Annotated in this window: 15 protein-coding genes; 1 reads left to right on the top strand and 14 read right to left on the bottom strand. The window is 34.8% G+C overall.

The window, feature by feature from the left end; genetic code table 11:
* Positions 1–122: 122 nt before the first annotated feature.
* The 4 genes from ACMAZI_RS10490 to ACMAZI_RS10475 form a co-directional block, all read right to left on the bottom strand.
* The gene (locus ACMAZI_RS10490; RefSeq protein ID WP_115362048.1) at positions 123–959 is read right to left on the bottom strand and encodes a restriction endonuclease; all 837 of its coding nucleotides are present in this window, start codon (positions 957–959) and stop codon (positions 123–125) included.
* Positions 959–2,299: an MBL fold metallo-hydrolase RNA specificity domain-containing protein gene (locus ACMAZI_RS10485; RefSeq protein WP_412474065.1), complete on the bottom strand. Its 1,341-nt coding sequence runs from the start codon at positions 2,297–2,299 to the stop codon at positions 959–961. The genes ACMAZI_RS10490 and ACMAZI_RS10485 overlap by 1 nt, the downstream gene beginning before the upstream one ends.
* Before the next feature lie 77 nt (positions 2,300–2,376).
* Positions 2,377–3,198 (bottom strand): S-formylglutathione hydrolase, encoded by an 822-nt coding sequence (gene fghA / locus ACMAZI_RS10480; RefSeq protein ID WP_412474064.1) that lies wholly within the window; start codon positions 3,196–3,198, stop codon positions 2,377–2,379.
* 3 nt (positions 3,199–3,201) lie between these two features.
* Positions 3,202–4,323: an S-(hydroxymethyl)glutathione dehydrogenase/class III alcohol dehydrogenase gene (locus ACMAZI_RS10475; protein ID WP_412474063.1), complete on the bottom strand. Its 1,122-nt coding sequence runs from the start codon at positions 4,321–4,323 to the stop codon at positions 3,202–3,204.
* 93 nt (positions 4,324–4,416) lie between these two features.
* On the opposite strand from ACMAZI_RS10475, the gene ACMAZI_RS10470 reads away from it, so the two are divergent.
* Positions 4,417–5,295: a LysR substrate-binding domain-containing protein gene (locus tag ACMAZI_RS10470; RefSeq protein WP_115362055.1), complete on the top strand. Its 879-nt coding sequence runs from the start codon at positions 4,417–4,419 to the stop codon at positions 5,293–5,295.
* Here the strand turns inward: ACMAZI_RS10470 and ACMAZI_RS10465 are convergent.
* The 10 genes from ACMAZI_RS10465 to ACMAZI_RS10420 form a co-directional block, all read right to left on the bottom strand.
* Positions 5,292–5,774, bottom strand: coding sequence for a hemerythrin domain-containing protein (locus ACMAZI_RS10465; RefSeq protein ID WP_412474062.1), 483 nt, complete (start codon positions 5,772–5,774; stop codon positions 5,292–5,294). The genes ACMAZI_RS10470 and ACMAZI_RS10465 overlap by 4 nt on opposite strands.
* A 196-nt stretch (positions 5,775–5,970) precedes the next feature.
* Positions 5,971–6,480, bottom strand: coding sequence for a hemerythrin domain-containing protein (locus ACMAZI_RS10460; RefSeq protein WP_412474061.1), 510 nt, complete (start codon positions 6,478–6,480; stop codon positions 5,971–5,973).
* 163 nt (positions 6,481–6,643) lie between these two features.
* Complete coding sequence (locus tag ACMAZI_RS10455; RefSeq protein ID WP_412474060.1) at positions 6,644–6,973, bottom strand: DOPA 4,5-dioxygenase family protein; 330 nt, start codon at positions 6,971–6,973, stop codon at positions 6,644–6,646.
* A gap of 235 nt (positions 6,974–7,208) precedes the next feature.
* On the bottom strand, positions 7,209–8,870 hold the full coding sequence (locus ACMAZI_RS10450; protein WP_412474059.1) for a methyl-accepting chemotaxis protein: 1,662 nt from the start codon (positions 8,868–8,870) through the stop codon (positions 7,209–7,211).
* Between the two features lie 22 nt (positions 8,871–8,892).
* The gene (gene cheB, locus ACMAZI_RS10445) at positions 8,893–10,770 is read right to left on the bottom strand and encodes a chemotaxis-specific protein-glutamate methyltransferase CheB (protein ID WP_412475121.1); all 1,878 of its coding nucleotides are present in this window, start codon (positions 10,768–10,770) and stop codon (positions 8,893–8,895) included.
* A 26-nt stretch (positions 10,771–10,796) separates the two neighbouring features.
* On the bottom strand, positions 10,797–12,893 hold the full coding sequence (locus tag ACMAZI_RS10440; protein ID WP_412474057.1) for a methyl-accepting chemotaxis protein: 2,097 nt from the start codon (positions 12,891–12,893) through the stop codon (positions 10,797–10,799).
* Between the two features lie 35 nt (positions 12,894–12,928).
* A complete protein-coding gene (locus ACMAZI_RS10435; protein WP_115362070.1) occupies positions 12,929–13,402 on the bottom strand; it encodes a chemotaxis protein CheW in 474 nt (157 codons plus the stop codon).
* Positions 13,403–13,427: 25 nt separating this feature from the next.
* Positions 13,428–15,386 (bottom strand): chemotaxis protein CheA, encoded by a 1,959-nt coding sequence (locus ACMAZI_RS10430; protein ID WP_412474056.1) that lies wholly within the window; start codon positions 15,384–15,386, stop codon positions 13,428–13,430.
* Positions 15,387–15,533: 147 nt separating this feature from the next.
* Positions 15,534–16,370 (bottom strand): chemotaxis protein CheX, encoded by an 837-nt coding sequence (locus ACMAZI_RS10425; RefSeq protein ID WP_115362074.1) that lies wholly within the window; start codon positions 16,368–16,370, stop codon positions 15,534–15,536.
* A 15-nt stretch (positions 16,371–16,385) separates the two neighbouring features.
* A complete protein-coding gene (locus tag ACMAZI_RS10420; RefSeq protein ID WP_115362076.1) occupies positions 16,386–16,799 on the bottom strand; it encodes a response regulator in 414 nt (137 codons plus the stop codon).
* Between the last annotated feature and the right edge of the window lie 224 nt (positions 16,800–17,023).

The following is a 17,023-nucleotide window of genomic DNA, read 5'->3' as shown; positions in this document are numbered from 1 at the left end:
TTCTCCCTAAACAATAATGATGCGTAGCAGAATTATGACATATTCATGTTTGAGCACGATCATTTCGTGGGAAAATTGTAATAATTACCAGAGCTAAACACTTAAAATTACGTATCTCTAGATTAATCTCGCTTAAGAAGTAGCTTAACTTCTCTCATGACCTTATTGATTTCATTCTTTGAGAGACCAAGCTTTTCAAGGTGCTTTCTTTCTAAGTGCTTAATAACGACGATATTTCTTTGCAATAGGGCCTTCTTCTCTCGTGCCCTTAAAGTCGATAAAGCTGTTATTGGATAGATACGATATTTTTGAATCAATTGGCAGAAAGTATTCTTCTTAGGGTAATTCATTGAATAAAGAAGCAAGCCTACTCCATTAGCATAGGCGATTGCATCTTCAGAAAATTGTGTATTGGACATCAGTGCATATTGGAATTTTAATTCTGGATTGGCCTCTTTTATATCTAGGTAGCGCGAATGAACATAGAGTGGAATTTTCACATCGTTCTTATAATATTTGCGATTGTGAAATTTGCATTCACAATATATATCACCATCAGCACGTTCCGCGACAACATCCACTTCATGTAGAACATTCACTCCTTTTTTTAAAACAGAAACTTGAGTTTCGTACCCCTTGGCCTTAAACATTTCTGCACATAAGACTTCAAAAGGATAACCTGTTGGACCTAATTTATAGATGGCCCTTTTGATATTATAATTAGCTGCATCGACTTTGGAGATCTTCTTTAAAGCTCGATATGTTTGCTGATGTATTTTGGTTGTTGATGATAGGGGCTCTAGTCCCTGATAGACCTCATTAACAATATCTTCAGTGTCCTCTTTCGATACACCAGCAGCTTTTAAACTTTTTGCAAACTTCTTCTTATCAAATTCTTCATACGTACGATTCACTTTTCGAATTAAGTACTTAAGCTTTTTATTTTTTCTAGCGCTCATTAACTATCCAAAAGATATGTCTTACCATCTTCAACATTGATGGCCTTAATCTTTAATCGCTCTTCAATACTCTTAGCAAAATGTATGACTGTTTCTTCTTCTCCGTGATTTAAGAAGACTTTCTTTAGCGATGGCCCAACTTTTTGAATAAATTCGATTAATTCATCTCGATCAGCATGAGCAGATAAAGACTCTAGCTTCTCCACATGTGCCTTAACCTCCATACTATGTCCAAGTAAGTAAATTTCTCTTTCTTCTTCTACTAACTTCCTTCCGATTGTTCCTTCACCTTGAAACCCAGTTATAAGAATAGTGTTATTTTCATGTTTTCCATACATTTCCATGTATTTGAGAACTTTTCCACCGCTTATCATTCCCGACGAACTAATTAGAATAAATGGTTTCTTTGTTCTAGCGAGCTTCTTAGTATCGGAGCTATATTCTATAAACTTCACAGACTTCATTGCTTCATTAAATTGTTCAGGATCAACTTTTAGCGAGTCGGCCATACCCATATAGAGTCTTGTGGCCCTAACCCCCATTGGAGTATCTAGATAGACAGGTATTTTTACTTGAGGCTCTTTTGCAAACAGCTCAGACATTAGATACATAAGAACCTGCGCTCTTGCGACAGCAAAAGCAGGGATAAGTAAGACGCCATTTGTTGAAATTATTCTTTCAATATGTTTTTTTAATATTTCAATAGAATCTTCTTTCTTATGAAGCCGATCACCATATGTTGACTCTAAAACAAGATAGTCCGCTTGAATATTTTTTTGTGGCGGATTATGAATTAGATCATCTCTTCTTCCTACATCTCCAGAAAAACATATTTTCTTTGTCCCATTATCAAATGTGATATTGGCGGCACCGAGGATATGACCCGCTTCTTCATAGATAAATCGAAAGCCTTTGTCATACCATTTATTTAAACTTACAGACCTTAGATGACTTAGAGTTGCATCAACATCATCAAGATCATAGAGGATTGACTGAGACTTACCTTCTTTAAACTCGTAAGCTTGAATACTAGCAGAGTCTCTTAAAATAAGCTCAACAATCTTACGTGTTCCCTCTGTACAATAGATCTTGCCTTTAAAGCCATTCTTTATTAGCACAGGTAAGTAGCCACAATGATCGTAATGAGCGTGAGTTAAAAAGATTGCATCAATTTCATTAATATTGAAATTGGGAAGAACTTGATTCTTTTTCGTAGAATCTTTATCACCTTGATACATTCCACTATCAACAAGAACCTTCTTATTATTAATTTCTAATAATGTCTTAGATCCGGTTACTGTTGAAGTGGCACCATAAAATACAAGTTTCATATTATCCATAGGGGATATTATATCGCTTATTATTCTAATGTTACAAATATAAGAAAGTAAAAAAGCCTCCAAAAAGGAGGCTTATATCATGAAATTAGATGTTTTATATGATCACCAATAAAGCTAGCAATGAAATAATAGCTATGGTCATAGCCTTCACGATAATTAACTTGTAAATCCTGATTATTATCAGTGCAAGCATCTTCGAAGTTCTTAGTTTTTAGTTGTCCCTCAAAGAATTCGTCAGCTAAACCTTGTTCAATTAAGATTTTCTTAACATGACGCTTCCCACTTTTTACAAGCTCACAAGCATCATATGCTTTCCATGCTTCACGATCATCACCAAGGTAACCTGTAAGGGCCTTCTCTCCCCAAGCTACTGCTGTAGGATTAACAATTGGAGAAAATGCAGAAATCGCTTTAAAAAGATCAGGGTTTCTTAAACCAATAACAAGAGCTCCGTGTCCCCCCATTGAATGACCTGTGATTGAAAAGTTCTCAGGCTTAAATTCATCCTTAAGCATTGGAATGAGTTCAGTCACAATATAGTCATACATATTATAATGATCTTTATATCCTTCAGTTGTGGCATTAAGATAAAAACCGGCGCCAGAACCGAAATCATAACTATCATGCTCACCAGGAAGATCAAGTCCTCTTGGTGAGGTATCAGGACAAACAATCATTGTATTAGTATTTGCAAGATGAAGCTGAGCTCCTGCTTTTGTAATAAAGTTTTCTTCAGTACAAGTAAGTCCAGATAACCAAATAATGATATTTTCAATTTTATCTGTCTTAGGCTTGAAGTACGAAAACTTCATATCTGTTTTTGTTACACTTGATGAGTGGAGACAGAAAACTGTCTCCCCTTCAAACGATTTATGACTCTTTACTTTTTCAAAGCTCATAGCTTACCCTTCAGTGTTAAAATCAATAACTGTTCTAATGGCCTTACCTTCGTGCATTAGATCGAAAGCTTCATTGATTTTTTCTAGTGGAAGTTTGAATGTTACAAGATCATCAAGATTGATTTCTCCAGACATATAACGATCAACGTAGCCTGGAAGTTCAGTTCTTCCTTTTACACCACCGAAAGCACTACCACGCCAAACACGTCCAGTTACTAGTTGGAATGGACGAGTACTAATCTCTTGTCCAGCACCGGCAACACCAATGATAATCGATTCACCCCAACCTTTATGACAACACTCAAGAGCAGATCTCATAAGATCAACATTACCAACACACTCAAATGAATAATCAACGCCACCATCAGTTAATTCAACAATAACTTCTTGGATTGGCTTGTCATATTTTTTTGGATTAACAAAGTCAGTTGCACCAAATTTCATGGCCATCTCTTTCTTATCGTCATTAATATCAATTGCAATAATTCTTCCTGCTTTTGCCATCTTGGCACCTTGGATAACTGAAAGTCCAATACCACCTAGTCCAAAAACTGCAATTGTTGCACCTTCTTCTACCTTTGCAGTATTGAATACTGCACCAATACCAGTTGTTACACCACAACCAAGAAGGCAGATTTTATCAAGAGGAGCTTCCTTACTTACTTTTGCTAGTGAAACTTCTGCCACTACTGTGTATTCAGCAAAAGTTGAAGTTCCCATATAGTGGTGGATCATCTTTCCATCTTTAGAGAAACGGCTTGTCCCATCTGGCATCAGTCCTCGACCTTGTGTTTCTCTTACTGAAGAACAAAGATTGGTCTTTCCAGACTTACACATTTTACATTCACCACATTCAGCAGTGTATAGAGGAATAACATGATCACCAACTTCTACACTTGTTACACCTTCACCTACTTCAACAACAACCCCACCACCTTCATGGCCAAGAATTACAGGGAAAAGCCCTTCAGGATCCGCACCAGAAAGCGTATATGCATCAGTATGGCAAACACCAGTTGCGTGCATTTTGACTAGAACTTCACCTTTCTTTGGTCCTTCTAGATCGACTTCTTCAATTTTAAGTGGCTCATTTGGGCCCCAAGCGACAGCTGCTTTTACTTTCATATATACCTCCGATTAATTATTTATTTGATTCATTATTATAAGGGGAAACTAGATTGTTGACAATTGTGACATACTGATACAAATTGTTTACATATGGAAACAATAAAGGACCTTACCCATATTTATAGCTTTATCAAAGTTGCCCAATTTCGCTCATTTACAAAGGCAGCAGAAGCGCTCAAGGTTTCTCGCTCACATTTGAGTAAGTCTGTTAAGGAGCTAGAAGAAAAGCTCGGTCAGCCTCTCTTAAAAAGAAATACCCGTTTTATTGACTTTACTGATTTTGGTAAAAAATACTTCGAAACTTGTGCAAATCATATCGAAGAAATAGAAAGATTTACTAAGATTTCTAAAGAAACAGTAAAAGACACCAAAGGTAAGATTAGAATTTCTTTAGCTGGTGCATACGGAGAAGATGTTATCGCACCAATGATATCAAATATCTTATTAAAGCATCCAGGAATAGAAGCGGAATTAGACTTCTCCACAGAGCTTGTGGATATAACAACTCATGAGTTTGATCTTGCAATTCGCGTCGCTGAAAAAAAACCTACAAAGGGATTTGCCATACAGATTTCAGAAAGAAAAGAATTTGTGTGTGCTTCTCCAAATTACTTAAATAAATTCGGTATTCCAAAAAAACCAAAAGAACTTATTAACCACAATTGTCTTATCGGTAGCAATGAAAAGTGGAGCTTTACTCATGATAGTGGAAATGAAAAAGTTTCAATAAAAGGAAACTTTAAAAGTTCAAACGGTAGGGCCATCATGAATGCTTCTCTTCAAGGCCTAGGTATTTGCAAACTCCCAGGTGTCTATGTTTTAGACCATATTAGAAATAAAACACTACTACCACTTCTAAGTGACTACACACAACAATCAATCCCAATTTGGGCCGTAACACCATCAAAGAAATCAATTTCTTCCTCTGTTAAGTTATTACTACAAGAGTTTGGTGTCTTTCTATTTTAAGAACAAGCTTGTAAAGAGCTAGACTCTTCAATCTCAGAAAGATATTCAAAGAGAATTTCATTTTCTCGATCCATGTGAATATTAATATCTGAAACAACTCTCTTGATATCTTTAATAAATTCAGTCCACTCTTTATTCACTTCATTGCTTAATTCGTATCCCTGAACCTTTGCCATTAGCTCTTTTAATTCAAGCTCCTGCTCTTCATGCCCTTCTAATATTTCTTTGATATCTTCACAGGCTTCTAGCTCATCTGATAAAAGAAGGGGGAATAAATGAGATTCTTCTTTTTGCATATCTGCTTCTATAGTAATCCAAAAACGTATAAAGAAATATGAGAGTCCTTTTGGAATATTTGGATCATCTTGGTACTTCTCTTCAATTTCATATGATCTACGCATTAATGCTTTAAACTCATTTCGAATAATTTGATGATAAGAGATTAACTCTTCTACTTTGGCTTTGAATTCAGCACTCACTTTTACACCCTTGATAAGACAACTATACTTAGCTTCTTATTCTAACTCAACGCAGTGCAAATAATATGATATTGATCATGGTAAATTTGGTATAAGCTTTTAAACTACAAAGTTATTAAGCCGATGAAATTAAAGAGTTTTTCTTTGTAAGATTAATTTATTTGCACAAATATTTTATTGATAAAATATGACCTCACTAACTGACTTCAAGCTCAAGTTCAAGTTCTAAATCGAGCTCATCAATTGACTCACTATCAAAGATAACAATTGATTTTTTTAAAAAATGATCTTCTTTTTTAACATGGTCCTGTAGGTCTTCAACAAATAGGCGTGTTCTCTTAACTAGGCTCTTCCATAAATCACAACTTTTTGTCGCAACTTCATAGTTTAACACTTCATCAATTAGTGGTTGTAATTCTTTTTCAAAACAGCGATGTATTGCTAATACCTCTTGTATATCACCATAACTTTCATCTACACGATCATCTAAGATCAAAGGAAATATGGTCCCTTCTTCTTTTTGTATCAATGCCTCAATAGTGACCCAAAAGCGCAATAAGAATGTTGAAATCTCTTTTGGAACATCCGGGTCAACACATTTCACTTCCACTTCTTTGGCCATGATAATGAGCTCTTTAAAGTCATCTCGTAATGACTTATGATCAGAAACTAATTCTTGAATTTCAGAATTGACTTCATTACTCATATTCTCCCCCTAAGTACATAACTATGTTATTGCCTAAACTAAATTATAGCTCAATAAGAGGTCGATAATAGTTTATAGATCATAATACTTTTGACACTTTTACGTTTTTCCACAATTTTAGTAGAACTGTAACACATAGTATTTATAGGCTTTGAGAGAGATATTATTTATTAAATATTTCTAGTTTCAAACTTAAAACTTCACCCATCCATAAAGTATTTTGAGTATGATCAAGATAATCATTACCAGTGTTAGCGTGTAAGAAAACTGTTAATTCATCTCTATTTTCAAATAGCCAAGGTATAAAATCATTAAGCTTTTCTTTAGAAAAAAGAAACTGACAACTCCATCGAGGATGAGGACCAACCTCTTTTTGATGGGCCCTTCCAACCTGAATATAGTTAAGATCTCGAGCTTTATTAATAACTCTTAATGCTTTTTCATAAGTTTCTTGGTCGTAATATAGGTGTGCATGGTAGTCCAAAACTTTCATGGGCGAATTCTCCCTAATAAAAAGTTAAATTGCAAGCAGTATGAATATCGAATAGCATCAATAAAAACCACTGATTTGGTCAAAGTAATATGTGGAATTGAGTGAATGGTGGATAATTGGATTTATTATTTCTATCGTAAATATTGCGATCTGGATGACAGTAGACGGTATTTGGTGGAAATTTTTAGGATTATATTAGGGATAACTCATAAATGAGTTACCCCTAAATGATAACTTAAGCGGCTTTATTATTCTTCGGTGAAGCCTTCTTTGCTTTGGGCATAAAGTTGATCACTTCGCCTTTTTTTACAAAAGAAGTATTCTCAGTAATTAATGTTTTTAAGTTAGTAATATTACCACCAATATTTACTACTGACTGACTTAGATCTGTTGAAGCAGCTTTAAGGTCATGAGCAGATTGACTTGTCTGACTAGCAGAGCTCGAAATTTCCTGCATTGCCTTACTAACTTCTTCGACTCCAATAAGTTGTTCTTTTGATGCTGATGCGACCTCATTTGAGTTTGCAGCAACTTCATCAAAGTTATTAATAACTTGTCCAAAAACTTTTTGACACTGGCCACTAATCTCAACACTCTTATTAATTTTATCCTTACTTGCATTTAAAGAATTATTAACCTGACGACTTGAGTCTTCAACAATCTGTGAAACTTTCTTTAAACTATCTACGAGAAGCTTTGAAATTTCATCAGCTGATTCACCACTCATTTTTGCAAGATTACCAACTTCTTCAGCGACAACAGAGAAGCCCTTACCATTCTCTCCAGCTCTAGCAGCTTCTACTGAAGCATTGAAAGAAAGGAGCTTCGTTTGAAACACAATATCGTTAATAACTTGCGTTTTAACGTTAATCTCTTCAAATACTTTTACAATTTCATTTAGCTCTTCATTACTTTTTTCTACAGTCGTTGCTAATTCTGTCGTACTAGAGTCAACCTCTTTTACACCTTGAGCAAGATCAGAAAGATAACCAACACCATCATTTACAAGTCCCTGACTCTCTTGAATTAGATGAGCAACCTTATTTGATCCATCCGTATTACTCTTAATCATTTGAGATATTTCATGAAGAGAGCTCGATGTTTCTGTAGCCGCAGCAGATAATTGTTCAGAGATTGAACTTAATGCTACAGAACGACTACTAAATGTTTTTGAAACTGCATCAAGATTATTTCCTTCAGTTGAGATTGAATCCACGATTCCGTTAATACGACTATCAATTTTACGTGCCATAAAGACAGCAATAAAGATCGAACCAATAAAGCTGAATATTGAAATAAATGTCATTAAAAATACTGAACTAGAGTATGTTTTATCAGCTTCTTTAAACTCTGCTGCTCCCATACTCATAATAAGTTCCTGTAACTTATTTAAGTCTTCACGGGCTTCTTCAAAAGATGTATTTAACGTTGTAAGAGAATGCTTTCTCACATCCGCCTTAGAAATACCTGCTGGTAAATCACCATTACCATCGATAGCAAAATGCGCCTTTGCGGCTTTATCAAAAGAATCAATATGTTTTTCAAAGCCAGCAGAAATCTCTTTTTCAGCTTGAGTATTAGCGAGCTTTCGATACTTATTAAAGCGATCAACAACTTGTTGTTTGTTATCGAAATAATCTTGTGCAAAAGACTTCTTTTGTTCTGCAGTAAGTCCATCTAATAAAAGTGATCTTTCGGCTACAAGCATCTGTTGGAAATCTCTATCTGCCTGTACTAATGCATCAATACCAGGAAGTCTTTTTGAAAAAACTGTGTATAGATGTGATTTTACGGAAGTAAGAGAAGTATATCCTACGGCCGCAATAATTAATTGAATTAAAAGCATTGTTCCTGACAAAGCAATTAATTGCTTTTTAATTGTCCATTGTTTCTTCATACGTCCCCCAAACTCCTCTTCTCTATTTTATCTTTGATAAGATCTTGTCGGTTATCTTATCAAGGGCCAATGACTCACAGGATGCACCAAGTTCGAATGCTTTTTTCGGCATTCCATAAACAACAGATGTGTCTTCATCTTGTGTAATCGTAAATGATTTATTTTCTTTTAGTTTTAATAATCCCTTAGCACCATCTGCTCCCATACCTGTTAATAATACAGCAGTAACACAATGGGATTTAACTTTTGCTAAGTTTTCAAAAAGGTAATCAACACTAGGCTTATGACCTGAATATAGTGGTGTTTCCTCATCTAACTTGATAGCTAAATTCTTATTTCCTATTACACCCATATGAATTCCACCAGGTGCAATATAAACGGTATTATTTTTTAATTCCTCTCCATCAACTGCTTCCTTTACGGTAAATGGACATAATTCATTAAGTCTATTTGCAAAAGCAGTAGAAAAAACTGGTGGAATATGTTGAACAATTAAAATAGGTGGAAATTGTTTTGGCATAGTAAGTAACAATTGTTTAATTGCCTCTGTTCCACCTGTCGAGGCCCCAATAGCAATAAGCTGTCCTTCTTGAAAATTGAAAGTACCTTGACCTTGCCAACTTGATAAACGTCCTCTCTTACTTTTTACAATACTACTATAAGCAAGATTAATTTTTTCCGTTAAGGCTTTTTTGAAATTGAAGATATCGTCAAAAGATGGCTTTTTAATGTAATCAAAGGCACCATCTTCAAGACACCTCATAACAATATCACCATCACTCTTACTTACAGAACTAATTAAAATTGTTTCTACCTTCAGATTACTTGGCAGTCGCTTAATTACCTCGTGACCTGACATTTTAGGCATATTAATATCAAGAGTGATAACATCTGGCCTAAGCTCTTTAATCTTATCAAGGCCATCTTGACCATCTACTGCCTCTCCAACAATTTCAAAATCATTATTATCCACAAGACATTTCTTAATAAGCTTTCTAACTGTTGCCGAATCATCGACAATCAGAATTCGTTTCTTTGCACTTTTATTAAGTTGAACAGGTGAATTTACATCAGTATCAGTTCTAAAGAAGATAGACTGGCCAATATTTTGGAAACCTTCATATTTTAGCAGTGTTTCGGATAGGCCTAGAAATAAGTATCCCTTATTAACAATACACCTATTAAGACTTTTCATGACCTTGTTAATTTGTGCTTCATTAAAATATATAAAAACATTACGACAAAGAACAAAATCAAACTCTTCTTTATATTCAGGACTATCATCATTTACAAGATTATGTGTCTTAAAACGACAATATTTCTTAAGATCATCACTAACTTTTACAAAGTCAGAAATATCTCCACTTCCCCTATACCAATTCCCGGCAAGATACTCTTTTGGTACTTTTTGCAGCTCTTTCCAATAATACACACCCTTTAGCGCATGCTTAATGGACGCTTCGCAAATATCAGTCCCTAAAATTTCAAATGTAAAACTTGGATCAATCTTTTTAAGATGATATTTTAACACCATCGCCAGGCTATAGACTTCGTCACCTTTACTACAAGCAGCACACCATATCTTAAGCTTCTTACGACCTTTGGATTTTGCTCTTTCAATTATTTTAGGTAATGATTTAACAATGAAATCAAAATGGCCCTTTTCACGCATAAAGAAAGTGTAATGAGTAGTTAGTAGCGATATAAGAGCATTCTTTTCTTGATTGCCTGGTTTTTTGATGAGAGTTAAATATTCATCAACACCATTCAATTTCAATTCAACGATTCTCTTATCAATACGAGATTTGATCATGGCGTTGTTTTGCGCTGTAAAGTGCGCTCCACTCTCTTTTGCCATCACATCAGCAATCTCAATATAGCTTTTTGCCAAACTACCCATTATCTCTATCTCTCAACTACTTCTTCTTAAACCGCTTTATCAAATCGATCATCATCTTCACTTGGATATTCTTCACTTGATACTTCCATAACAGGATCATCTGCTGTTTCGGCAATAGCTACTGGTTCATAACTATCTTCTTCAACAATCTCTGGTTCAAAACTTGGAAAGTCTTCTTCCGTTTTTACAGAGTGACTTGCTGTTGGCTGATAAGTATCTTCTGTTTCAAAACTAGTCGTTCCAATAGAATCAATTAAATCATCTTTAGATACTTGGCTTACATGAACTTTTCCTCCAAGTACTTCACTTTCTAGTTCTTCAACAATATTATTTAAGATAGTAGTCTGTTCAGATAAGCTATCTGCAAATCCAGACGTCTCTTGAGCAATCGTAGAGTTAGAATGAGTAACTTCATCTAACTGATTCATTGCTACAGTGATATTATTAATACCTTCAGCTTGTTCTTGAGATGCTGTAGAGATTTCGGCCATTAACTTAGTAACAGCTTCAACATTGCCAACAACCTGGTCAAGAATTCTCCCACAACTTTCAGATACGTCTACACCTCTTTCAACACTAGATTTTGCATCTTTAATAAGTGATTCAACATTTCGTTGTGTCTCTTCTACAATAGATTGAACTTTCTTAATTGAACCACCAAGTAGGTCCTCAATCTCAAGAGCAGCGTTACCACTCATTTGAGCGAGATTACCAACCTCTTCAGCAACAACAGCAAATCCCTTCCCATGTTCACCGGCCCTAGCCGCTTCAACAGAGGCATTAAAAGATAATAGCTTTGTTTGGAAAACAATATCGTTAATAACATTTGTTTTCTCTGAAATTTCCTTAATAACGTCAACGATCTTAACGATCTCTTCGTTACTACGGCTCATTTCTTTCATGATATCTTCATTATTACCGTTGATTTGATCAATAGCATTTACCATATCATTTACGGCAAGCTTACCTTCCTGAGCAACCTTTTGAGACTCATCAGCTTTTTGAGTTGATGTTCTTGCACTCTCAACACTCTTATTTACCATTGCTGAGATTTCATTTAATGTCGCGACAGTTTCTTGAATAGCACTTGCTTGCTCCGTTACAGAAGACGAAACCTTAGAAGAGGCCATCGACATATTAGTACTCGATTTTGCAGTTACTTGTGATGACTCTCTTAATCTCATACTTAGATCAACAATAGCCTTAATTGATTTAGAGAAGTTATATTGGAAACCAAATGCAAATAGTGCAATAACTCCAAATAAACCTAGAACAGTATAAGTGACTTGATTTTCCTTTACCTTAATCCCAGCAACTTTTTCTTCAATTCTCTTATCCACAAGATTTACTACACCATCAATGAGAACGATTGTCTTACCAGCATACTCTTGCGATAATTTCATATGACGATTTAATTCAAGTTGATTGTCATATAATTTTTTAAATGTGCTTACATAACCATCTATAGATTTATTAAAGTCATCAACAATATATTTCTTATAATTTCTCTTAACTAGCTCATCTTTGATTCTTTGTGACTCGGCCATTGCATGCTTAACATATTTCTCAGTTCTTCTAAGGAGAAAATCTTTTTCATATCTTCTTAGACTTAGGAGAGAAACCATAAAGGAATCACCCAAGTTATAGTTTTTAATATGCTCCTCGATGTTGCGAGCATAACTTCTAAGCTCTCCTCTTAATCCATCTTTAGAATCACCTTCAATCTTAGTATGCCTAGCTATTTCTTTGAAATTGTCTTTATATGCTAAATAGGCTTTATCTAATGCTGGCCAATCGACCTCAGCAGCAAAGTCAAACTTCGTTTCCTTCATTTTATTAAGTAATTTATCATTATAACTTGAAAACTCGTGAAACTGCTCAGCTGCAAATTCATCTTTAGTGATCACAAACTCTTTTTCATATGAGATTTGTTCAACGATATTCTTTGCCACAATTCGAAATGAATCCTTTTTCTCAAGGTCCTTATTAATTGTATCGGTAAGGCTGTCAACTAACCCATTAAAAGAGTAAATTGCAATACCTAAACCAATACCAAACATAAGAAAGATCCCTAAGAAACTAAGAATAGTCTTCTTACTCATTGATAGTTTTGTCTTTGACATAATTTTCCCCAAAATTTTGTTTTATCTTTTCTCTATTAAGCTGCTTTTTTTGCTAAACCAGTTAACTCGTCAATGTTTAGAATTGACTCCAGTTCAACAAGTTGAATAAGAGTGTCTGTTTCACTATGTCGATAAACGCGATTCAGACGATCTCTTTTCTTCGTTTCAATTGATGCAACTTCTTGAATTTTATCCTCATCAACAGGAAGAACTTTACAAATATTATCTACAACTATTCCAAGGCATAATTCTCCAAACTCTACGATAATTACGGCCTCTTCATTTGACTCTGAAGGCTGTACACCAAGCCTTGTACGCATATCAATAATAGAGATAACTTGACCTCTAAGGTTCATAATACCTACATAATACTTTGGACTAAATGGTACACTAGTCGTCTCTGGTAAAGAGATTAACTCTCTAACCTGTAACAGAGGAATTGCGTAGTGCTCTTCTCCAAGTTTAAATTCTAAGTATCTTTGTGTTACATCTGTCATTTCTTTTTCCATAATATCCCCACATCAAATGCTTAAATTAAGCGACGTTTCTTATTGAACTTTTATTTTTTACTTTTGCGACTTTATCAACCACTAATTCTTTTAGGTCTAAAATTAAAGCAGGCTTACCATTACCTAAGATAGAACTTCCCATAAAGCCTTGAGTGTTTTTTATGTCATTACCTAAACTCTTAATAACAACTTGTTGTCTTCTTAGAACATCATCTACAATTATAACGAAGTCCATATCTTCTGTTCTAACAACAAGAGCAATTTCATTCTTATTATCTTCTTGTGGCTTATGTCCTAGTAACTTACTTAATCTGAAAGCCGGCATGACCTGTCCTCTTAGAACAACACAACCACCAACATTATTTACCTTGCGATAATTTTCTTCTGTTACAGATAAAGTCTCATGGATTAAATTAAGTGGAACAACGTAGTTTTCACTACCAACTCTTGTTACCATTCCTTCAATAATTGCCATTGTAAGTGGTAGTTTAATTCTAAAAACAGAACCACTTCCTAATACGGACTTAACTTCAACAGCTCCAGAGATGTCTTGGATATTTCTTTTTACAACATCCATTCCAACACCACGTCCTGAAATCTCACTAACTGCTTCTTTAGTTGAGAATCCTGGAGCAAAAATTAGATTTATGGCATCTTGATCTGCAATTTTATCGGTGCTTTTAATAATACCTTTTTCAATTGCTTTATTTCTGATAACGGCCGGGTCGATTCCCTTTCCATCATCATTAACTTCAATCACAAGACTATTACCCTCGTGATATGCTTTAATTTGGATTTCACCTTTTTCAGATTTACCGACAGCAAGGCGATCCTCGCTAGTTGCTTCAAGTCCGTGGTCAACAGCATTTCTAACGATGTGGACAAGAGGGTCAGAAAGTTGCTCTAAGATATTCTTATCAACTTCAGTGTCCTCTCCAACAATATTTAAATTTACTTTTTTTCCAAGGGCCTTTGATGTATCTCTTACAATTCTTTGTAGTTTTGAGAATGTCGTCTTTAATGGAACCATTCTCATCTTCATAGAGATATCTTGAATTTCTTTTGTGATTTTTGCTAAGTGGCTTACACTCTTTCGTACATGATCATCAATTACTAGATCATCACATTCACTAAGTACTGTTTGAAGAATAACAAGCTCTCCAACATAGTTATTTAATTTTTCAACTCGGCTAACTCCAATTCGAATTGTTTCTTCTGGCTTAGCTGGTTTTTTAGCAGCTGCAGCAGCCTGTTTTGGCTCTGTTTTCTTCTCTTCTTTCTTTACTGATTCAATAGGAATAACATTTTCTTGTGGCTTGTCTGAACTAACAGGTGCTATTAAGTCAACCTCTTCAGCAGCGGCATCACCATATAAGAGGCGGTCTAGATCACTAATATCATCATTACTTGGACGAGTTGCTAGCGCTTCCTCATCTTCACCATTTTCATCACTAGCAAAAATCTCTTCTAATTCTTCTTCCTCAAGATCATCAGAGTCCTCAGACTCATGTGAATCATCTTCAGCAACGACTTCCTCGTTAAAGTCTTCAGATTCCTCAGGAAGATTTGATATTTTTAATTCCTCATGCTCAAAGTCAGCACTACCAACGGATTTGATAAGTTCAATAATTTCATCGGATTCAAAACGGGCCTCAATATCTTCTCTAAGGCCTACGATCATATGATTTAAATGGTCAGAACATTTTAGAAAGACATCAATTACATCAGCAGAGATTTCCACCTCTCCTTTCTTAACTTTTAAAATCAGCTCTTCCATTTCATGTGTGAACTCTGCCACATCACTAAATTCAACGGCCCTTGAAGTCCCCTTAAGGTTGTGAGCAAGACGAAAAATCTTATCAACATGATCATCAGGGTTTTCAACACCTGACTCAAGTTCAAGGAAAGATTCCTCACAGTCTTCTAGAAGCTGAATTGCCTCTTCAAGGAAATCCATTTTTAATTCTAATTCAAACTCATCCATAAATCACATCTCGTTTGGTTTTTATCTCATCTATTTTTCGGACATATTGAAAAATAAATTAGTGTTTTTGGGCACTTATTAAAACTTTCTGTAAATAATCTTTACTTCTTAAATACTTATCATTTCATTTAAAACCTAAGTTATTAACTATTCGTTAACACCTAGGAGAATATAAATATAAAATGAACCCATTTTAGTTGCTAAAGGGATCATTAGTGATTCATATTTGTTTAATTCGATCTCATCAAAGTTCTCTCTCAGTAAAACTGACGGTATCGCTCGGTCTATGACAATTCCTTTATTTTGATTTAGTGTGGCCTTGGCCTGCCCAAGAGTAATATTTGTGAATTCAGCAATAGCGTCCTTCACATCTTCATTAAGTTCCATATACTCTTCACCAAAAATGGCATTATAAATACTAATGAATACAGCATCGGGAAAACAAATCAGTAATCTTCCTTCAAACGCCTCATTTTGAATATCAATTGATCCAATTATTCCTATTTCATAACTTTCAAAGTCCTTGGCCTTAGAGACTTTCCCAGGTAAAACCTTCAAATTTGCCTGAACTCCAAAAGTATCAATAGCTGCTTGAATAAATGGGTTTACAAAGTTTACATCAAGAACAATTCTCTTCTTTTTAAGATTAAGTTCTTCTAACTTACTAGTAATTGAGTCTGTAAAATTGAATTTCTGATCAACGAAATCACTCTTTAATTCTCTAACTAACTTTGGCTTTGCATTGATTGTATAAATTAAGATCTTTCTTTCCTGCGCAGAAGAAAATAACCTAAAAATCTCATTATAGATATTTGGTGAGATATACTCGACTTTTTTAAAGTCTAGTATAATCAACTTATCCTTTTCATCTTCTAAGATAGCATCAAAGATCATTGCAAGTGACTTAACACAATCCTGATCGATATCTCCCGAAAAGACTAATACGGAAAAGTGGTTTTTGGTAATCCTCTCTACCATGCCCATTACAAGCGCTCCTCGTTATCCTTGTGGAAACCTTTTTTTCAGTGCTAACGACAGTCTCTTTTTAAAAGAATCTGAATCGAATGGTTTGATTACGTATCCATCAACGTCACTTGCGATAGCTTCTTGAATTTGGGCAACATCTTGCTCGGCCGTAACCATAACAAATGGCATTTCTTTGAAATTCTCACTCCCTCTTATTGTTTTTAACAAATCAAGTCCGGTAGCATTTGGCATACTCCAGTCAGAGATAATAAATGTGATTTCGTGAGGTCCACCTTTGTTTTCGACAATCTTTTTTAAAGCATCTTTTCCATCAACAGCCTCAACAAACTTGTCGGCACCTAGATCACGCAACAGCTTCTTAACGATCTTTCTCATTGTGCTCATGTCGTCCACAATTAAGAAAGAGAACTTCTTTAAATCGTACATTTCTTTATCTCCTGGGGAATGTATATTTCCTACTATAACACCGTGATATCACTCTAAATATTTGGTACGTTCTTTCCCATAAATATTTATCAATTAGATTCTCACTGAAAACTTAGTAACTATGATGACTTATCGGAGATATTGAGATTTTTTTTATATTGATTTATGTCAATGTTTTACTTTTGCTAACATTTCTATAAATAAATTCCCTTACAAACAATGAG

This window comes from Halobacteriovorax sp. YZS-3-1, from assembly GCF_047084945.1.
GTDB classification, from domain to species: Bacteria; Bdellovibrionota; Bacteriovoracia; order Bacteriovoracales; family Bacteriovoracaceae; genus Halobacteriovorax_A; species Halobacteriovorax_A vibrionivorans.
The sequence above is the reverse complement of the archived record's forward strand: the minus strand, read 5'-3'. Positions and strand labels throughout refer to the sequence as shown.